18 protein-coding genes are annotated in these 19,061 nt (G+C 73.9%); 5 read left to right on the top strand and 13 right to left on the bottom strand.

Annotated elements, in window-relative coordinates; all coding sequences use genetic code 11:
- The first annotated feature begins 18 nt into the window (after window positions 1-18).
- On the top strand, window positions 19-2,031 hold the full coding sequence (locus tag MRBLMG1_RS00580) for a DUF4139 domain-containing protein (protein WP_367819580.1): 2,013 nt from the start codon (window positions 19-21) through the stop codon (window positions 2,029-2,031).
- Between the two features lie 7 nt (window positions 2,032-2,038).
- Window positions 2,039-3,607, top strand: a complete 1,569-nt coding sequence (locus tag MRBLMG1_RS00575; protein WP_367819579.1) for a mucoidy inhibitor MuiA family protein — start codon at window positions 2,039-2,041, stop codon at window positions 3,605-3,607.
- 2 nt (window positions 3,608-3,609) lie between these two features.
- Here the strand turns inward: MRBLMG1_RS00575 and MRBLMG1_RS00570 are convergent, their stop codons facing one another.
- The 6 genes from MRBLMG1_RS00570 to MRBLMG1_RS00545 form a co-directional block, all read right to left on the bottom strand.
- A complete protein-coding gene (locus tag MRBLMG1_RS00570) occupies window positions 3,610-4,188 on the bottom strand; it encodes a hypothetical protein (RefSeq protein WP_367819577.1) in 579 nt (192 codons plus the stop codon).
- Window positions 4,185-5,360 carry an ROK family glucokinase gene (locus MRBLMG1_RS00565; RefSeq protein WP_367819575.1) on the bottom strand — a complete coding sequence of 392 codons (1,176 nt, stop codon included), beginning with the start codon at window positions 5,358-5,360 and terminating at the stop codon, window positions 4,185-4,187. The genes MRBLMG1_RS00570 and MRBLMG1_RS00565 overlap by 4 nt, the downstream gene beginning before the upstream one ends.
- Window positions 5,361-5,418: 58 nt before the next feature.
- A complete protein-coding gene (locus MRBLMG1_RS00560) occupies window positions 5,419-6,219 on the bottom strand; it encodes an ATP-binding cassette domain-containing protein (protein ID WP_367819574.1) in 801 nt (266 codons plus the stop codon).
- The gene (locus MRBLMG1_RS00555) at window positions 6,216-7,271 is read right to left on the bottom strand and encodes an ABC transporter permease (RefSeq protein ID WP_367819573.1); all 1,056 of its coding nucleotides are present in this window, start codon (window positions 7,269-7,271) and stop codon (window positions 6,216-6,218) included. The genes MRBLMG1_RS00560 and MRBLMG1_RS00555 overlap by 4 nt, the downstream gene beginning before the upstream one ends.
- Window positions 7,268-8,263: a sugar ABC transporter substrate-binding protein gene (locus MRBLMG1_RS00550; protein ID WP_367820278.1), complete on the bottom strand. Its 996-nt coding sequence runs from the start codon at window positions 8,261-8,263 to the stop codon at window positions 7,268-7,270. The genes MRBLMG1_RS00555 and MRBLMG1_RS00550 overlap by 4 nt, the downstream gene beginning before the upstream one ends.
- Window positions 8,264-8,398: 135 nt before the next feature.
- Window positions 8,399-9,118 (bottom strand): GntR family transcriptional regulator, encoded by a 720-nt coding sequence (locus MRBLMG1_RS00545; protein ID WP_367820276.1) that lies wholly within the window; start codon window positions 9,116-9,118, stop codon window positions 8,399-8,401.
- Window positions 9,119-9,272: 154 nt separating this feature from the next.
- Here MRBLMG1_RS00545 and MRBLMG1_RS00540 point away from each other — a divergent pair, with 154 nt between their 5' ends.
- Window positions 9,273-10,265, top strand: coding sequence for a Gfo/Idh/MocA family protein (locus MRBLMG1_RS00540; RefSeq protein WP_367819571.1), 993 nt, complete (start codon window positions 9,273-9,275; stop codon window positions 10,263-10,265).
- Between the two features lie 63 nt (window positions 10,266-10,328).
- Here MRBLMG1_RS00540 and MRBLMG1_RS00535 read toward each other — a convergent pair whose 3' ends face one another.
- The 3 genes from MRBLMG1_RS00535 to MRBLMG1_RS00525 are packed head-to-tail and all read right to left on the bottom strand — an operon-like array spanning window position 10,329 to window position 13,449.
- Window positions 10,329-11,507, bottom strand: a complete 1,179-nt coding sequence (locus tag MRBLMG1_RS00535; RefSeq protein WP_367819569.1) for a cytochrome P450 family protein — start codon at window positions 11,505-11,507, stop codon at window positions 10,329-10,331.
- Between the two features lie 17 nt (window positions 11,508-11,524).
- Complete coding sequence (locus tag MRBLMG1_RS00530; RefSeq protein ID WP_367819567.1) at window positions 11,525-12,244, bottom strand: response regulator; 720 nt, start codon at window positions 12,242-12,244, stop codon at window positions 11,525-11,527.
- A complete protein-coding gene (locus MRBLMG1_RS00525) occupies window positions 12,241-13,449 on the bottom strand; it encodes a sensor histidine kinase (RefSeq protein WP_367819565.1) in 1,209 nt (402 codons plus the stop codon). Before MRBLMG1_RS00525 ends, MRBLMG1_RS00530 begins: the two co-directional genes overlap by 4 nt.
- Window positions 13,450-13,595: 146 nt before the next feature.
- Between MRBLMG1_RS00525 and MRBLMG1_RS00520 the strand changes: the two genes are divergently transcribed.
- Entirely contained in the window at window positions 13,596-13,817 is a 222-nt protein-coding gene (locus MRBLMG1_RS00520) for a hypothetical protein (RefSeq protein WP_367819563.1), read from the top strand.
- 24 nt (window positions 13,818-13,841) lie between these two features.
- Here the strand turns inward: MRBLMG1_RS00520 and MRBLMG1_RS00515 are convergent, their stop codons facing one another.
- On the bottom strand, window positions 13,842-14,774 hold the full coding sequence (locus MRBLMG1_RS00515; RefSeq protein ID WP_367819562.1) for a DMT family transporter: 933 nt from the start codon (window positions 14,772-14,774) through the stop codon (window positions 13,842-13,844).
- A gap of 109 nt (window positions 14,775-14,883) precedes the next feature.
- Entirely contained in the window at window positions 14,884-15,492 is a 609-nt protein-coding gene (locus MRBLMG1_RS00510) for a dihydrofolate reductase family protein (RefSeq protein WP_367819561.1), read from the bottom strand.
- Window positions 15,493-15,662: 170 nt separating this feature from the next.
- Here MRBLMG1_RS00510 and MRBLMG1_RS00505 point away from each other — a divergent pair, with 170 nt between their 5' ends.
- Window positions 15,663-16,403 (top strand): SDR family NAD(P)-dependent oxidoreductase, encoded by a 741-nt coding sequence (locus MRBLMG1_RS00505; RefSeq protein WP_367819560.1) that lies wholly within the window; start codon window positions 15,663-15,665, stop codon window positions 16,401-16,403.
- Window positions 16,404-16,599: 196 nt separating this feature from the next.
- On the opposite strand, the gene alc is transcribed toward MRBLMG1_RS00505, so the two are convergent.
- Complete coding sequence (alc, locus tag MRBLMG1_RS00500; protein ID WP_367819559.1) at window positions 16,600-17,718, bottom strand: allantoicase; 1,119 nt, start codon at window positions 17,716-17,718, stop codon at window positions 16,600-16,602.
- A gap of 3 nt (window positions 17,719-17,721) precedes the next feature.
- A complete protein-coding gene (gene allB, locus MRBLMG1_RS00495; protein WP_367819558.1) occupies window positions 17,722-19,056 on the bottom strand; it encodes an allantoinase AllB in 1,335 nt (444 codons plus the stop codon).
- Window positions 19,057-19,061: the final 5 nt, after the last annotated feature.

The following is a 19,061-nucleotide window of genomic DNA, read 5'->3' as shown; positions in this document are numbered from 1 at the left end:
CGTGAGGGGGCGGGGCACATGACGGACGGCTCGGAGCAGCGGTGGGGGTCGGCGCTGGATTCGGTGGTGGTGTACGCGCGGGGCGCGGTGTGCCGCCGGCTGGCGCGGGGGACGGTGGGTCCGGACGGCCGGGTGCGGGTGACGGGGCTGCCCCGGTCGCTCGACCCGGGGTCGCTGCGGGCCCGTGTGCTCGGCACGCCGGGGGTGCGGGTCACCGAGGCGCGGGTGGTGGTCGAGGCGTCGTCGCTCGGGGAGGCCGCGCCCGAGGGCGCCCAGCACGAGTTCGACCGGGTGAGGGACGCGCGCGAGGCGGCGGAGGCGCGGCGGGACCGGCAGTTGGCGCGCATCAAGGAGGTCGCCGGGATCCATCCGGTGGCGCCCGGCCGGAAGCGGGACGATCCGCACCGCCGGACCCCGGTCGACGCATGGCTGGAACTCGCCGATTTCGTCGACGAGCGGCTGACGGGGATGCACGCGCGTCTCGCCGAGCTGGAGGAGGCGCTGCGCGGCGCGGAGCACGCGCTGTCCGTCGCCGCCGACCGGCTCCGCCGTGCGTCCACGGACGCGCTGTCGGCTCATGTGGGAACGCTGGTCTGCGCGGACCTGACCCTCGACGGTGCCGGTGACGCGGCCGTGGAGGTGGAGCTGGAGTACGGGGTGCCGGGCGCCGTCTGGGTGCCGACGTACCGGCTGGCGCACCGTCAGGGTGACGGCAGCGGACGCCTGCTGATGCGGGCCTCGGTCGCGCAGCGGACCGACGAGGACTGGACCGGGGTGCGCGTCGCCCTCTCCACCGCCGATCTGCGGCGCCGCACCGACCTGCCGCGGCTCCGGTCGATCCGGCTCGGCCGCCGTCAGGACGCCCCCGCGCCGTCCGGCTGGCGCGAGCCTCCGGCCGGACTCGCGGATCTGTTCTCCGGGTACGACGCGGCGGGCCCCCGCCCGTTCGCCGTCTCGGCGCCGGGAGCCGCCGTGGTCGGATCCGCGGCCGACGCGGGCGCGCCCGTGCCCGCTTCCGTCGCGCCCCCGCCGGCGCCCGTGACGCGTGCCCGGCGTCCCGCCGTGCCGCCCGCGCCCCAGGCGCCGGGGGGAGCGTACGGCGCTCCGCCGGCGTTCGCGGGCGCCCCGGCCGGCCTCGTGCCCTCGGCTCCCCAGGCTGCCATGGCGCCGCCTCCGCCTCCGCCTCCCCCGGGTCCGCCGCAGCCGAGCGGTGCCGAACTCGACTACGCGGCCCTCGTGCTGCGCGGCCCGGACGAGCGGGGCGGTCGCCGGGGCCTGTTGTTCCCCGACGCTCCCGTCGACGCGGTGGCGACCGAGTACCGTCGCCGTGCCGAGGCGGTGGCCGCGCTGCCGCTGCCCGGACAGGCCGTGTGGCCCCGCACGTCGGCGGGCTCCTTCGACCACCGGTTCGACGCCGCCGCCCGCGCCGACATTCCGTCGGACGGCACCTGGCACACCGTCACCGTCGGCGAGATCGCGGTCGGTCTGCGTACCGAGTACCTGTGCGTGCCGTCCGTCGAGCAGACCGTGTACGCGACGCTGGTCCTGTCCAACTCGACCGATCAGGCGCTGCTCGCCGGCCCGGTGGAGGTCACCGTCGACGACGACTTCCTGCTGACGGCCGCGCTGCCCACGCTCGCGCCGGGCGGGGTGCGCCGGGTGGGGCTCGGGCCCGCCGAGGGCATCCGGGTGACCCGCCGCACGAACCTGCGCGAGTCGACGGCCGGGCTGCGCAACAACACCACCGTGCTCGACCACCGGGTCCACGTGGAGCTGGCCAACCGGCTCGCGCGGCCCGTCACCGTCGAGGTCCACGAGCGGGTGCCGGTCACCTCCGACGGGGACGCCCGGATCGAGGAGAGGGCCGACTGGACGGCGCCCGAGGAGGGCGCGGGCGGCGACCGCCTCGCGCCGGGTACCCGCGTCTGGCGCCTCGACCTGCCCGCGGGCACCACCGCCGCCCTCGACGGCGGCTACGAGATCCGCATCCCGACCGGCAAGGCCCTGGTCGGCGGAAACCGCAGGAGCTGACACCGCCATGACCACGACCACGACCCCGATGCCGATCGCCCTCCCCGTCACCGCCGTGACGTGTCTGGAGGACCGCGCCCACGTCGAGCGCACCGCCGTGCTCGACCTGGCGGCCGGCGTGCAGCGGCTGCGCCTCGGCCCCGTCAGCGCGCTGGCCGTCGACCGGACCCTCCACGCCGAGGTGACCGCCGAGCACCCGGCGACCGTGCTCGACGCGCGGATCGTCCGGACCTGGACCCCGCGCGCGCCGCTGCCGTCCGGCGACGGCGACTCCGCCCTGCGCCGGCGCGTGGACGCCTTGGAGGAGGAGCAGGCGTCCCTGGAACGGCAGGCCGACCGGCTGCGGGCCCGCCTTGGGCTCCTCGACCGGATCGCCGCCGACCTGCTGCGGGATGTCGGCGAGGGCGCCGGCTCCGGGGAGAGCGACCGGCCCCGCTGGTCCGCCGAACTGGACCGGGTGGACGGTGAGCGCGACACCTACGGCGAACGGCTCCGGGCCGTGCGCGCCCGGCTGGAAGCGCTCGAGACGGAACTGTCGGAGACCGAGCACGCCCTGTACGCGTCCGAGGAGGAGCCCGCCGAACTGGTCGGGCACGTCGAGCTGACCGTGGAGGCCGCGGCCGCCGGTCCCGCGGAGCTGCGCCTGAGCCACCTCACCCCGTGCGCGCTGTGGCGGCCCGCCTACCGGGCCGTGCTCGACGGCGGCTCCCTGACCGTCGAGACCGACGCGATGGTCTGGCAGCGCACCGGTGAGGACTGGTCGGGCGTACGGCTGACGCTGTCGACGGCCCGGTCGGCGCTGGCCACCGATCCGCCGCGGCTCGCCGAGGACCGGTTGACGCTGAAGGACCGCTCGGCGGCGGAGCGCCGCACGGTCGACGTCGAGCTCCGCGAGGAGGAGATCGGCGACCTCGGCCCGGCCGCCGTGCTCGGCCTGCCGGGGGTGGACGACGGCGGCGAGGCGCGGGTGCTGAGCGCCCCCGCACCGGTCTCGGTGCCTTCGGACGGCCGCGCCCACCGGGTGCCGGTCTCCGCGTTCACCACGGCCGCGCGTACCGAGTACGCCTGCTCGCCGGAGTTGTCCCCGCTGGTCACCCAGGTGGTGCGGGGCGACAACCTGTCCGGTCACGTGCTGCTCGCCGGGCCCGTGGACCTGGTCCGCGGCAGCGGGTTCAGCGGCCGCGGCACGCTGGACTTCACCGCGGCCGGCGCCTCCGTCGAGCTGGCCTTCGGCAGCCGGGACGACTACCGGGTGGTCCGGGAGACCGAGGAGTCCCGCGACTCCGTCGGCCTCACCCAGCGGACGGTGGTCACCCGCACGGTGCGGCTGCACCTGTCCCGCTTCTCCGCTCCCGGGGAGCGCGACGAGCGGACGGTCGTCCTGAGGGAGCGGGTCCCGGTCTCCGAGGTGTCGGCGGTGGAGGTGCGTCTCCACAAGGACGCGTGCTCCCCCGCGCCGGACGTGGTCGACGCCGAGGGCATCGCCCGCTGGGAGCTCGCCCTCCCGCCCGGCGGGCGCCGCACGGTCACTTTGGTGTACGAGCTGTCGGCGGGTGCCAAGGTCACCGGGCTCTGAGGTCAGGGGCTGGTGGCGGACACCGCGTACACCCGGGGGAACGCCGGGTCGGTGAGGTCGACGGTGATGTCGGTGTCGGGTCGGGGTTCCTCGCGGGTGACGGTGGTCCCGGCCCAGGCGGTGGTGTCGTCGAAGGTCCAGTCGACGATGTCGGCGTCGCGGTCGCCGACCGTGACGCTGCCGGGGGTGAGCCGGGCGCGGCTGGTGCCGGACTCGGCGAGGAACGTGTCGAGGCCGGTGGCGTTGGTCGTGAACTGGACGTAGAGCCGGCTCGTCTTCCAGTTGCTGGTCTCGTAGTAGGCGACGTCCCAGGCGCCGGCGGGGATCGGGACCTCGAAGACCCGCCGCTTCATGAGGGAGGGCCAGTTGGCCTGGAGGCCGGCCGCCGAGGACTCGCGTTCCTTGTCGCGGCCGCTGTCGCGGCTCTGGCCGGCGGAGATGACCAGGTAGCCGGCGGGGATGCCGACGAGCAGCACGATGATGACGGCCGTCAGCCAGCGGCGGCGGATCATGTGCCTGCGGTCCTCGGGCATCCTGGCCTGCGGTTCGCGCGGCGGGGTGGTCTGGTGGGGCACGGTCATGAAGCGGGGTCCTCGGGGGTGCGGGCGGCCCGGCCCGAGGTCCCGTTGCGCAGGGCCTGGGCGTAGCGCTCGTACCGTTCGTACCGCTCGACGCGGCGCCGGTTGGCGCGGCGGAAGCGGCGGGCGACGAGCCGGGCGAGGTCGGCGGCGCCGACCATGCCCGCCTCGGGTCCGAGCTGGGCGCGGGTGATGCGGGCCTCGGGGCGGTAGCCGCGGCCGGTGAGGTGGCGGCGGAAGGCGTCCCGGGCGGGGCCGATCAGGAGGTCGTCGGCGGCGGAGACGCCTCCGCCGATGACGAAGCAGGAGGGGTCGAGGGCGGCGGCGAGGTTGGCGATGCCGACGCCGAGCCACTGGCCGATGTCCTGGAGGAGCTCGACGCACATGGCGTCGCCCTCGCGGGCGAGCTGGGTGATGAGGGGCCCGCTGATCTCGGGGATGTTCCCCTTGACCCGTTCGATGATCTCGTAGGCGACCGGGGAGTCGGCGGCGGCCAGCTCGCGGGCCTCGCGGACCAGGGCGTTGCCGGAGCTGTACTGCTCCCAGCAGCCGCGGTTGCCGCAGGGGCAGCGGTGGCCTCCGGGGACGACCTGCATGTGGCCGAACTCGCCGGCGACGCCGTACTTGCCGCGCTTGACCTGGCCGTCCTCCAGGATGGCGCCGCCGATGCCGGTGCCCAGGGTGATCATGACGAGGTGGTCCTCGCCGCGTCCGGCGCCGAAGCGCCATTCGGCCCAGGCGGCCGTGTTGGCGTCGTTGTCGACCATGACGGGGACGGCGAGCCGGCCCTGGAGGGCGTCGCGGAGGGGTTCGTTGCGCCACGCGAGGTGCGGGGCGAAGAGGACCCTGGCCCGGTCGGCGTCGACCCAGCCGGCGGCGCCGATGCCGACGGCGTGCACGTCGTGCCGGTCGGACAGGTCGAGGACCAGTTCGACGATGGTGTCCTCGACGACCTTGGGGCTCTTGGACTTGTCCGGGGTCTCCGTGCGGAGCTTCTCCAGGATGTTGCCGTCGGCGTCGACGACCCCGGCCATCACCTTCGTACCGCCGATGTCGATGCCGACGGTCGGCACCCGGGGCGCCGTCAGGTGGGAGCGCCGCTCGCGGGTCCCGACGGTCCGCAGGACGGTGCCCCGGGCCGAGCCCCGGTGGGTGAGGTCGCGGTAGGTACTCATCGGCTCCGATTCTGCCAGCTGTGGAGTGGGCGGGCCGTGAGGTCGGCCGCGGCGGCCGTCACGTCGCGGAGGGCCGCTCCAGTTCGTGGCGGAGGTCCTCCAGCTCGGTGCCGCCCGCCATCTGCCGGGTCAACTCGTCGAGCGTCACGGAGTCCTTGGTGTGGCTGCCGGCCATCACGCCCCGCTTGAGGAGGACGAAACGGTCGCCGACGAGGTAGGCGTGGTGCGGGTTGTGCGTGATGAGGACCACGCCGAGGCCCTGGTCGCGGGCGGCGGCCACGTACTTCAGGACGACTCCGGACTGCTTGACGCCGAGCGCGGCGGTCGGCTCGTCGAGGACGAGGACCTTGGCGCCGAAGTGGACGGCGCGGGCGATGGCCACGCACTGGCGCTCGCCGCCGGAGAGGGTGCCGATGGGCTGGTCGACGTCGCGCAGGTCGATGCCCATGCGGAGCAGCGCCTCGCGGGTGGTGGTCCGCATCAGGCCGACGTCGAGCCGCTTGAAGGGTCCTGAGCCCTTGGTGGGCTCGGAGCCGAGGAAGAAGTTCCGCCAGACCGGCATGAGGGGGACCACGGCGAGGTCCTGGTAGACGGTGGCGATGCCCCGGTCGAGGGCGTCGCGCGGGTTGGCGAGGGTGACCTCCTCGCCCTCGATGCGGAAGGTTCCGGCGTCGTGCCGGTGCAGGCCGGCGACGATCTTGATGAGGGTGGACTTGCCGGCGCCGTTGTCGCCGAGGACGCAGGTGATCTCCCCGGAGCGGACCTCAAGGGACACCCCTTCGAGGGCTCGGATGTTGCCGTAGTACTTGCTGACGTCGTCCAGCTCGACCAGGGAGGCGGAAGCGGTCTCGGTCGTCATTTGGTGGCCTCCACGCGCTTGCGGATCCAGGCGTTCAGCAGGGTCGCGAGCAGCAGCATCGCTCCCAGGAAGAACTTGAACCAGTCCGGGTTCCACTCGGCGTACACGATGCCCTTGCTGGTCATGCCGAAGATGAGGGCGCCGACCGCCGAGCCGATGGCGGAGCCGTATCCGCCGGTGATCAGACAGCCGCCGATGACGGCCGCGATGATGTAGATGAGCTCGTTGCCGACGCCTTCGCCCGACTGGACGACGTCGAAGGAGAAGAGCAGGTGCTGGCCGGAGATCCAGGCGCAGAAGGCCACGCCCAGGTAGAGGCCGATCTTCGTCCGGTAGACGGGGACGCCGACGGCGCGGGCCGCGTCGGCGCCGCCGCCGACGGCGAAGATCCAGTTGCCGAAGCGGGTGCGGAGCAGGATCCAGGTGGCGAGGGCGACGAGGCCGAACCACCACAGGATGGTGACCTTGAACTCGACGCCGCCGATCGTCAGCTGCGAGGCGAAGAGCTTCCGGGCGGAGTCGAAGCCCTCCATGTCGGCGATGGTCTTGGTGGAGACGGTGCCGCTGATCAGCTTGGTGAGGCCCAGGTTCAGGCCGGTCAGCATGAGGAAGGTGCCGAGCGTGATGATGAAGCTGGGCAGTTTCGTACGGGTCAGCATGAAGCCGTTGAAGGCGCCGATGGCCAGGGTGACGAGCAGCGAGACGCCGACGCCGACCCAGACGTTCGCGGTCATCTGGTAGCTGAACATCGACGAGATCAGAGCGGAGCTCGTCACCAGCACGCCGGCGGAGAGGTCGAACTCGCCGCCGATCATCAGCAGGGCGACGGGGACGGCCATGATGCCGATGGTGGAGGCCGCGTAGAGGACGGTGCCGAGGCTGGAGGCGCGCAGGAAGCTGTCGGCGACGACCGAGAAGAAGACGAAGACGGCGAGGGCGCCGACGACCGAGCCGAGTTCGGGGCGGGCGAGCAGCTTCTTCAGCGGGGTGGTGCGCAGGAGCCGTTCGTCGACGTGGTCGACGCCGTCCGACGGCGGGGCGGTGGAGCTCATCGGGTGCCCCGCTCCGCGTAGCCGACGAGCGCGGCGGCGTCGTCCTTGGTGATGATCTGGGGGCCGGTGAGGACCGGCTTGCCGCCGCCGAGGACGTCGGCGTTGTAGCGGTAGAGCCAGAGCAGGTCGACGGCCTCGTAGCCCTGGAGGTAGGGCTGCTGGTCGACGGCGAAGCCGAGGGTGCCGGCCTGGAGGGCGGTGGCGACCTTGGCGTTCAGGTCGAAGGTGTCGACCTCGGCCTTGCTGCCGGCGCTCTTCGCGGCCTGGACGGCGGCGTCGGCGAAGGGGGCGCCGAGGGTGACGACGGCGTCGATGTCCTTGTCGGACTGGAGCTTGGCCTCGATGGACGCCTTGACGTCGGGCATGTTGGTGCCGTCGACGTAGAGGTTCACGAGTTCGCCGCCGAAGGTCTTCTTCGCGCCGGCGCAGCGCTGCTCGTGGCCGACGTTGCCCTGTTCGTGCAGGACGCAGAGGGCCTTCTTCTTCCCTCGTTCGTCGAGCTCCTCGCCGACGGCCTCGCCGGCGACGGTCTCGTCCTGGCCGATGTGGGTGAGCGCGCCGTAGGCCTTGGACTGTTCGGCGCCCGAGTTCACGGTGATCACCGGGATGCCGGCCTTGACGGCCTTCTCGACGGCGGCCTTCATGGCGTCGGGCTTGGCGAGGGTCACGATCAGCCCGTCGACGCCCTTGGCGACGTACGAGTCGATCAGCTGCGCCTGCTGCTGCGCCTCGTCGCTGTGGGCGTAGAGGAAGTTGATGTTGTCCTTGGCGGCGGCCTGCCGGGCGCCCTTCTGGACGATGTCCCAGAAGGTGTCGCCGTCTCCCGAGTGGGTGACCATGGCGAAGGTCCACTTCGGGGTGTCGACGGCCGCCCGGCCCTGTGCCTGCGCCTGTGCCTGCGCGGCCTTGCGGGCGTCCTCCGCGCGCTTTCCGCCGGTGCTGCTGCACCCGGCGAGCGCCCCTGTGAGTGTGAGCGCGAGCACGGCGCCGATGACGGCGCGCACCCCTCCGGTCCGAAGCCTGGTCACGAGGCCGTGCCCTCCTTTGCGTCCTTCTGCGTGCATTGCAGTATCGGTCATGCGGATCGCGGCGCTCGTCACGGGGGCCTGCCCCGGTCGGTACACCCCCTACGGACGGACCATCAGCTGGAACTCGAAGGAGTAGCGGGCGGCCCGGTAGAGGTGGGAGCCGTACTCGACGGCGCGGCCGGTGTCGTCGAGGGTGGTGCGCTCCATGGTGAGGAGCGGGGCGCCCTCCCGCTCGTCGAGGAGCGCGGCCTCGGCGGCGGTCGCGGCGCGGGCGCCGATCGACTGCCGGGCGCTGTGCAGGGTGAGGGCGGCGGAGCGGAGCATCCGGTACAGGCCGGTGGTCTCCAGGAGTGCGGTGTCGGGTGCGAGGAGCCCGGCGGGGAGGTGGTTGCGCAGGTACGCCATGGGTTCGCCGTGTGCGGTGCGGAGCCGTTCCAGGTAGTGCACCTCGCTTCCCTCGGGTACGCCGAGGGCGGCGGCGACGGGTCCGGTGGCGGGTTCGAGCCGGTTGACGAGGACCCGGGTGGCGGGGCGCTGTCCGGCGGCGTCGAGGTCGTCGTAGAGGCTGCTGAGTTCCAGCGGGCGCCGGACCCTGCTGTGCAGGACCTGGGTGCCGACGCCCCGGCGGCGGACCAGCAGGCCCTTGTCGACGAGGGTCTGGATGGCCTGGCGGACGGTGGGGCGGGACAGGCCGAGGCGGGTGGCGAGGTCGATCTCGTTGCCGAGCAGGGTGCCCGGGGCCAGCGTCCCGTCCTCCACGGCGCTCTCCAGCTGCCGGGCGAGCTGGAAGTAGAGCGGGACCGGGCTGGTGCGGTCCACGGAGAGCGGGGGCAGGGCGGATCCGGACTGCTTGGACACGGGGGGAGCGTAGCCCGGTGGGCCGAGGACAGGAAGCTTCATGACGGGAAGTCGTGACGTCCGGATGTCCTGACAAATCCTTGACAGTCGGGCAGGCCGCCCCCACGGTGGGGGCATGCGCATCGGACTCATCGGTACGGGACGGATCGGGAGCTTTCACGCGGGTGTACTGGCCCGCCATCCGGAGGTCGGTTCGCTGGTCGTGGCGGACGCGGACGCGACGCGGGCGGCCGGGGTCGCGGGGGCGCTCGGGGCCGAGGCGGCGCCGGACGTGGACGCGCTGCTGGGGCATGCCCTGGACGCCGTGGTGATCGCCTCGGCGACGGCGGCGCACGCGGAGCTGATCGCCCGTGCCGCCGGGGCGGGGCTGCCGGCGTTCTGCGAGAAGCCCATCGCGCTGGACGTGGCGGGGACGGCGACGGCGCTCGCGGCGGTGTCGGCGGCGGGTACGGAGCTCCAGCTGGGGTTCATGCGCCGCTTCGACGCGGGGTACCGGGCCGCGCGCGAGGCGGTGCGGTCGGGGCGGCTCGGCCGGCTGCACACCGTGCGGGCGGTGACCTCGGACCCGGAGCCGCCGCCCGTCGCGTATCTGCCGCTGTCCGGCGGTCTCTTCCGGGACTGCCTGGTGCACGACTTCGACATCGTCCGCTGGGTGACCGGCCGGGAGGTCGTCGAGGTGTACGCGACGGGCTCGGACGCGGGTCCGTCGATGTTCCGGGAGGCGGGTGACGTGGACACCGCCGCCGCCCTGCTCACCCTGGACGACGGCACGCTGGTGACGGTGACGGGGACCCGGTGCAACGGCGCCGGGTACGACGTCCGGATGGAGCTGGCGGGCGACCGGGACCAGCTCGTGGTGGGCCTGGACGACCGCGCCCCGCTCACCTCGCTGGAGCCGCAGGGGCCGCCCCCGCCGGGGAAGCCCTGGCCGGGCTTCCTCGACCGGTTCGGCCCCGCGTACGAGGCCGAGCTCGACGCCTTCGTCCGCCTCGTGCGCGGCGAGGCGGCCAACCCGTGCGACGGCCGGGAGGCCCTGGCGGCGCTCCGGGTCGCCGAGGCGTGCGAACGCTCGCGCCGGGAGCGGCGTCCGGTACGGGTGGACGCGTAGGGGCCCTGTCCGGAAAGTCCCGCCCGGCTCAGGGGCTTCCCGTGGATCGGGCCGGGCTCGCGGTCACCAGCGGACGGGGAGGCTGCGGACGCCGCGCATGAGGAGGCCGGGCAGCCATTCCCAGGGGGCGCCCTCGGGGTCGAGTGCGAGGTCGGGGAAGCGGTCCAGGAGGGTGCGGAGCGCGATCCTGCCCTCCAGGCGGGCCAGCGGGGCCCCGAGGCAGTAGTGGATGCCGTGGCCGAAGGCGAGGTGGCCGCGGGTGTCGCGGCGGATGTCGAACCGGTCGGGGTCGGGGAAGCGGGCGGGGTCGCGGTCGAGGGCGCCGATCCCGACGAGGACGCTCTGGCCGGCGGGGATCTCCGTGCCGCCGATGTTGACGGGTTCCCTGGTGAAGCGGAAGGTGCCGGTCTCCACCGGCCCGTCGTACCGCAGGGACTCCTCGATCGTGCCGTCGAGGAGGTCCGGGTCGGCGCGCAGGGCGGCGAGCTGCTCGGGGTGGGTGAGCAGGTTGCGGACGGTGTTGGAGATCAGGTTGACCGTCGTCTCGTGGCCTGCGATCAGCAACAGGTAGGCCATGGCCCGGAGTTCGGGCCCGGAGAGCCGGTCCCCGTCCTCGGCGCGGGCGGCGATCAGACCGGAGAGCAGGTCGTCGGCGGGCCCGGCGGCCCGCTTGTCCTCGATGAGCGCGTCGAGGTATCCGCCGAAGCCTTCGAGGGCGTCCTGGATGCCGCGCTCGCCGGTCGGCACGACGAGCTCGTGCGACCAGTGGCGGAAGGTGTCGCGGTCCTCGGCGGGGACCCCGAGGAGTTCGCAGATGACGGTGATCGGCAGCGGGAACGCGTAGGCGTCGACGAGGTCGGCGCGGCCGGCCGGTTCCATGGCGTCGGCGAGTTCGTGGGTGAGGCGTTCGATGCGGGGCCGCAGGCCCTCGACCCGGCGCCCGGTGAACTCCGCGGTGACCAGGCGGCGCAGCCGGGTGTGGTCGGGGGCGTCCGCCGCGAGGAGGTGGACGCCGATGACGTCCTCCTCCGGCGGTCGTACGCCGATGACGGACGGGGACTTGGCGAGGCGCGGGTCGGTGAGTGCCGCGCGCCCCTCCTCGTGGCCGACGACCAGCCAGAACAGGAAGCCGTCGGGCATCCGCACCTCGTGCACGGGGCCGGCTTCACGGAGCTTCGCGTAGTAGGGGTACGGGTTCGCGGTGAAGTCCGCGCCGTACTCCCCCAGTTCGATGACGGACATCGACGCAGACTATCCGACTAGCGGTGCGGGCCACCGGTGTCGCCGGCGCGGCCGCCGCGGGCGTCGCCGTCGTCCTCGGCGCCGTCCAGGAGGCCGGCGTCGTGGACGAGGAGGGCGATCTGCACGCGGTTGTTGAGGTCGAGTTTGGCGAGGACGCGGGAGACGTGGGCCTTGACCGTCGGGACGCTCATGTACAGCTCGGCGGCGATCTCCGCGTTGGAGCGGCCGTGGCCGACGGCGACGGCCACCTCGCGTTCGCGGTCGGCGAGGCGGGTGAGGCGGTCGGCGGCGACGGCGCTCCGGGGCTGTTCCGGCCTGCCGGCGACATGGGTCATGAGCTGGCGGGTGACGGCCGGGGAGAGGACGGGGTCGCCGGCGGCGACCCGGCGGACGGCGGCGACGATCTCGGCGGGAGCGGTGTCCTTGAGGACGAAGCCGGCGGCACCGGCGCGCAGGGCGCGGAGCACCTGTTCGTCGGCGTGGAAGGTGGTGAGGACGACGACCTCGGGGGCGCCCGGGTGGGCGCGGAGGCGTTCGGTGGCGGTGAGCCCGTCGACGCGGGGCATGCGGATGTCCATCAGGACGACGTCCGGGGCGTGCCGGGCGACGAGTTCGGGCACCTCGTCGCCGTCGGCGCCCTCGCCGACGATCTCCAGGTCGTCGGCGCCGCCGAGCATCAGGGTGAGGCCCGCGCGGACCAGGGGGTCGTCGTCGACGATGAGCAGCCGGATGGTCATGCGGGCCACGGTAGCCAGGCGTGCAGGGCGAACCCGCCGTCGGGGTCAGCACCGTGGTCCAGCCGGCCGCCGGCGAGCGTGGCGCGTTCGGTGAGGCCGATGAGGCCCTGGCCGGAGCCGGGGACGTGCGGGACGGGTCCGGCGGGGGCGGGGTTGCGGACGTCGACGGTGAGGCCTTCGCCGGGCCGGCCGCGGACGGTGACGGTGACCGTGGTGCCGGGCGCGTGCTTGCGGGCGTTGGTGAGGCCCTCCTGCGCGATGCGGTAGACCGTGCGGCCGGTGGAGGCGGGCACGGCGGCCGGGTCGTCGACGGTGGTGTCGAGGACGACGTCCGCCCCCGCCTCGCGGGACTCGGCGATGAGCGCGTCGAGGGTGGCGAGGGTGGGCTGGGGGCGGTCGCCGTCGCCGTTCTCGCCGGGGGCGCGCAGGACGCCGATGATCTCGCGGAGGTCCTGGAGTGCCTCGTGGGCGCTGTCGCGGATGACGCCGGCGGCGCGGGCGATCTGCTCGGGCGGGGCGTCGGGCCGGAACTCCAGGGCCCCGGCGTGCACGCTGAGCAGGGTGAGCCGGTGGGCGAGGACGTCGTGCATCTCGCGCGCGATGGCCTCGCGGGCCAGCCGCTGGGCCTGGGCGGCGCGCAGTTCGGCCTCGGCCTCGGCGCGGCGGGCCCGTTCGCGGAGCGCCTCGACGAGCCGGCGCCGGGAGCGGACGAGCATGCCCCAGGCGGTGACGAGGAGGATGAGGACCGAGCCGAGGGCGAGGGAGACGGCGACGTTGGTCGTGGGGTCGGGGCGGACGAAGGCCTGGACGGCGGACGTGGCGACGGCGAGCGCCCCGATCCAGGCGACCTCGCGGAACGGGCGGCGTACGGCGACGCTGAACAGGCTCGCGAGGAGCGCTCCGGCCGCGACCGGGGCCACGACGTTCAGCAGGGCGAGGGCGACGGCGAGTCCGACGGGCCACCGCCGGCGCAGCCAGAGGGCGCCGCAGGCGGCGGCTCCGGCGAGCTGGTCGAGGAGGGTGACGGTGTCGCTGGTGTACTCGGCGCTGGTGTCGGCGGCGATGAGGCCGACGAACGCGGCGAGCAGGAAGAGCGAGGTGTCCACGACCCAGTCGCGGGCCGTGCGGCGGGGCCGTGCCCCACTCCCGCCGTGTTCGGCCAGGTCGGAGGGGAGCAGCCAGCGCTGCCGGTCCGTACGCGTCATATCCGCAATGTACGCAGATCAGGGGCCCCCACCGGTGACGTGCGGCCGGGGACGCTACCGAAGTCGCGCGGGTCGATACTTCGGTAGCGGTGGCCGTCGACCGGAGGCGGACGCGGCCGCGCGCCCGCACCGGCCATGATCACGACATGAGGAGATTCCTGGAGATCGCCGGCTTCCTGCTCACCGTCCTGGGTGTCTGCGGGGTGATCCGCGAGCTGACGGACGGCTGGTTCCGGGTGATGGGCCTGACCCGTTTCCTGACCGGGAACGTGGCGTTCCTGGAGGGCCGGGAGGTGTTCGCGAACATCGTGATCGCGGTCCTCGGCCTGGTCCTCATGATCGTGTCGGACCGGGTGCCGAAGGCCTGACCCGCCGGCGCCGGCGAGGAGGGCTCAGGCGCCCGCGTCGGCGGCGCGGCGGCCCCACGTCGTGCCCGCGAGGACGAGGGCGGCCCCGGCGAGGCCGAGGACGCCGGGGCGGTCGCCGGCGACGGCGATGCCCGCGGCGGCGGCCCAGAGCGGCTCCGTGCCGAGGAGGAGGCTGACCCGGGACGGCGAGGTGCGGCGGACCGCCCACATCTGCACGAAGAACGCGAAGAGTGTGCAGAAGACCGAGAGGAACAGCAGCCCGGCCCACTCGGCCGGCCCGAAGCCGAGGGCCGTGGACCACGGCGAGGCGCCGGTGCCGGGGAAGACCGCGATGACGGCGAACACGGCGACCGCCGAGCCGAGCTGGACGGTGGTGAGCGAGAGCGAGTCGGCCGACCGGACCGCCTTGATCCGGGACATCGCCAGGACGTGGACCGTACGGGCGAGGGCGGCGAGCAGCATGAGCAGGTCGCCGAGGGAGGGGGCGGTGAAGCCGCCGCCCTGGGTGAGCAGGACCACGCCCGCCACGGACAGCGCGGCGGCGGCGAGGAAGGCGCGCGGGGGCCTGGCCTTGGTGACGGCGGCCTCCGTCAGCGGGGTGAAGATCATCGTGAGGCTGATGATCAGGCCCGCGTTGGTGGCGGAGGTGTGCACGACCCCGTACGTCTCCAGGAGGAAGATCCCGCTGAGGACCAGTCCGAGGGTCGCGGCGCCGCGCCACTGGGCCCCGGTCAGTGCCCGGAGCTTGCGCCACCCCGCGGCGACGAGGACCGGCAGGACCACCGCGAACCGCAGGACGAGGACCGCGACGACCGTGTGGGTGGTGGTGATTCCCTTGGCCGCGAGGTAGCTGGCGCCCCAGACGACGGCGACGAGCAGGACGGGCAGGTCGGTGAGCCAGGCCCGGCGGGGGGCGTCCAGGGACAGGGGTGCGGCGATCGACGACGAGGCTGCCATGACGGCCGTCTCCAACTCTCTGGGCGGGGTGGAGACTTCGACGGCTCGCACTCGGAGCGATCACCGTACCCGGACGGGCCCGTGGCGGCTACACCTTTCTTCTCCCGGATCAGTAGCTGCCGTACGCGGGGCGGCCGGCCAGCTCGTACGTGTGGAGGGCGACGCCCGCGGCGGTGGTGCGCGCGTCGGTGAGGCGGAAGGCGGTGGGGCGGACCCCGTCGGTGAACAGGCGGCGCCCGGTCCCCAGGACCACGGGGAAGACGTGCAGGTGGAGGGTGTCGATGAGGTCGTGGTCGAGGAGCGTCCGGGCGAGGCCCGCGCTGCCGTGCATCTGGATCTCGCCCTCGGTGCGCTCCTTGAGCGCGGCGACCTCCTCGACGACGTCGCCGCGGAGCAGCGTGGTGCCCTCCCAGTCCGCCGAGGTGAGCGTGGTGGTGGCGACGTACTTGGGGAGGGCGTTGAGCTTGGAGGCGACGGGGTCGGCGGGGTCGGTCTGCTGGGGCCAGTAGCCCGCGAAGATGTCGTAGGTGCGACGGCCGAGGAGGAAGGCGGTCGGCCGGGCGAAGATCTCGGTGATGCGCTGCCCGAAGTCCTCGTCGCCGAACGGCACGGACCAGCCGCCGTGCTCGAAGCCGCCGCTGGGGTCCTCCTCGGGGCCTCCGGGGGCCTGGATGACGCCGTCGAGGGTGAGGAACTGGGTGAGGCTGAGGGTGGCCATGGCGGATGCCCTTTCTGTTCTCCGGACCATCGTGTCCCACCCCTTCCGACTCCACCGCCCGGCGGAAGTCATCGGTGGCCGGGTCGGCGTCCGATTCCCGCCGGTTTCCCGACGCCCGGCCGACTTTCATTGAACCCGCAACCACTCAGTGCGACTTACGGAGGTTCGGGATGTCCACGATGAACGGCACGGCGGTCCTGGTGACGGGTGGCAGCCGGGGGATCGGCGCCGCCACGGCCGTACGGCTGGCCCGGGAGGGCGCCGACGTGGCCTTCACCTATGTCCAGGACGAGCGACGGGCCGCGGCGGTCGCCGCGCGGATCGAGGCGGCCGGCCGGAAGGCCCTCCCCCTGCGCGCGGACGCGTCCGACGCCGGCGACGCCGCGGGCGCGGTGGAGTGGGCGGCGGACGCCCTCGGCCGGCTCGACGTCCTGGTGAACAACGTGGGCGTCGGCGTCCTCGGCCCGCTGGAGTCCCTCACCCTCGCGGACGTCGACCGGGTCCTCGCGGTCAACGTCCGGGCGGCCTTCCTCGCCTCGCAGGCGGCCGCCGCGCGGCTCCCCGACGGCGGCCGCATCGTCACGATCGGCTCCTGCATGAGCAGGCGGGTGCCGGGCCCCGGCGGCACGCTCTACACGGCGAGCAAGTCGGCCCTCGTCGGCCTCACCAAGGCGCTCGCCCGCGAGCTCGGCGGACGCGGCATCACCGCCAACATCGTCCACCCCGGCCCCGTCGACACCGACATGAACCCCGCGGACGGCCCGTACGCCCCGGGCCAGGCGGCCATGACGGCCCTCGGCCGCTTCGGCACCCCGGACGAGGTCGCCTCCCTGGTCGCCTTCCTCGCGGGACCCGAGGGCCGGTACGTGACGGGCGCCGAGTTCTCGGTGGACGGCGGGCACGCGGCGTGACGCCCCCGCGCGGGACGAACCGAGCCCCGGGGAAAAAGGGGGCGCGAGGGCACACCGGTGCTGTCGGGTCGGTGCGCCCTCGCGGGCCGGGCGGGGTGTCGTTCCCGCCCAGTCAGGGGGAGCCGGGCCGCGCGGGCGCGCCGGGCTCGGGGAGCCGGGGGCTGTAGGGCCTATCCGGCTCGGGGAGCCGGTGGCGTCAGCCGCCGAGTTCCTGGTGGCGGGCGGTCAGGCGGGCCGTGCCGGCCTCCGTGAGCGAGCCGAAGAGGCGGAGGCGGGAGATGCCGCCGTCCGGGTAGATGTCGATCCGGACGCGGGAGCCGACCGCGGGGGTGTCGAGGACGAAGCGGTGGTTCGTGTCGGGCTGGAGGCGGGTCCGGGGCAGGACCTCGGTCCAGTCGTCGGAGCCCTCGGCCGCGACGGAGAGCGCGGCCCAGCCGGCGCTGTTGCCCTTGAGGTACGCGGTGTCGATCTCGACGGCGCGGATCTCGGACTCGGCGGCCAGGCCGTAGCGGATCCAGTCGTTGCCCTTGTCGCGGCGGCGGCGGGTCTCCCAGCCGTCGTCCATCTTGCGCGAGCGGCCCGGCTGGATGGTGTTGGTGGCCGGGGAGTAGAAGCGGTCGGAGGCGTCCTCGACCCGGCCGCCGTTCTCCAGGGCCGCGAGGTCGAAGGTGCCGAGCACGCCGAGCCACGCGGGGTCGGGGGCGACCTCGCCGTAGACGCGGAGGCGGGCGATGCCGCCGTCGGGGTGCTGGTTGACGCGCAGGTGGGTGAAGCGCTGCTCGACGTCGACGGCGAAGCCGTTGGCGGCGTGGCCGCCGACGGCGGTGCGCGGGACGAGCGTCGTCCACTTCACGTCGTCGGCGAGGAGCTCCTCGGGCGAGGGCGAGCCGGTCACGGAGGCGGCCTCGACGGAGACGGCCTGCGGGTAGTTGCCGCGGAAGTGGGCGGTGTCGACGACGATGCCGCGGACGACGCCGGGGGCGCCGAGCCGTACGAGGGCCCAGTCGTGGTCGTCCTCGGTGGGGTGCGGCTGCCGGGCCGAGATCCCGCGTCGGCGGCGGGTCTCCCAGCCGTCCATGATCTTGCCCTTGTGGCCGAAGTGCTCGGGGTCGAACTCGGCGGGCTCGGGCTTGAGCAGGTTCTCCCGCTCGGCGAAGAACTCGTCGTTGGCGGCGACGATGCCGGCGCCCAGACGCCGGTCGGCGAGGTCCGCGTACTGGGTGAAGGGGAAGTCGGCCGTGCGGTAGTCGGCGTACGGGTCGCCGCCTCCGAAGGGGCTGGCGTCGCCGGTGAAGGAGGGTATGCCGGTGCTCACGGGTCAGTTGTTCCTTTCGAGGAGGCGGCCGGAGGGCTCGGCGAGGGTGCCGTGGTCGACGATCCGCTCTCCGCGCAGCCAGGTGGAGGTCACGACGCCGGTGAGGGTCCTGCCCGCGTAGGCGGTGATCCGGTTGCGGTGCTGGAGCTCGGCCGGGTCGACGGTGAAGGTGGCGTCGGGGGCGAGGACGGCGAAGTCGGCGTCGCGGCCGGCCTCGATCGCGCCCTTGCGGGTGAGTCCGGCGAGCCGGGCGGGGGCCTCGGACATCCAGCGGACGACGTCCGTCAGGTCGAAGCCGCGGCGGCGGGCCTCGGTCCAGATGGCGGGCAGGCCGAGCTGGAGGGAGGAGATGCCGCCCCAGGCGGAGGCGAAGTCGGGGGTCTTGAGGTCCGCGGTGGACGGGGAGTGGTCGGAGACGATGCAGTCGATCGTCCCGTCGGCGAGCCCCTGCCACAGGGCGTCCTGGTTCGAGGCCTCGCGGATGGGCGGACAGCACTTGAACTCGGTGGCGCCGTCCGGGATCTCCTCGGCGGTGAGCGTGAGGAAGTGCGGGCAGGACTCCACGGTGATCTTGACGCCCTCGGCCTTGGCGGCGGCGATGAGGGGCAGCGCGTCGGAGGAGGACAGGTGCAGGACGTGGACGCGGGCGTTCAGCCTGCGGGCCTGGTTGACCAGGTTCTCGATGGCCGTGTTCTCGGCGTCCCGGGGGCGGGAGGCGAGGAAGTCGGCGTACGCGCCACCGGAGCGCTGGGGGGCCGCGGCGAGGTGGTGCGGGTCCTCGGCGTGCACGATCATCAGGCCGTCGAAGCCGGAGATCTCGGCGAGCGAGGTCGCCAGCTGCTCCTGGTCGAGCGAGGGGAACTCGTCGACGCCGGAGGGCGACAGGAAGCACTTGAAGCCGAAGACGCCCGCGTCGTGGAGGGGCCGCAGGTCCTTGACGTTGTCGGGCAGGGCGCCGCCCCAGAAGCCGACGTCGATGTGCGCCTTGCGGCGGGCGACCTCCTGCTTGACGCGCAGGTTGTCCACGGTGGTGGTCGGGGGCAGCGAGTTCAGCGGCATGTCGAGCAGCGTGGTGATGCCGCCGGCGGCGGCCGCGCGGGTGGCGGTCCAGAAGCCCTCCCACTCGGTGCGGCCGGGGTCGTTCACGTGCACGTGGGTGTCGACGAGTCCGGGCAGGACGACGTCGTCGCCGACGTCCTCGAGCCGGGCCCCGGCGGGTACCTCGGCGTCGTACGGCAGCACGGCCGCGATCGTCCCTCCGGAGACGGCGATCGACGCCGGGCGCGTCCCCTCGGGGGTGATGACGCGTGTCGAGCGCAGGACCAGGTTGACGTCCACCCGTA

Origin of the sequence: Streptomyces sp. LMG1-1-1.1 (assembly GCF_040815545.1) — a bacterium.
Taxonomy (GTDB): Bacteria; Actinomycetota; Actinomycetes; order Streptomycetales; family Streptomycetaceae; genus Streptomyces.
This window is presented reverse-complemented; position numbering and strand designations above follow the sequence as displayed.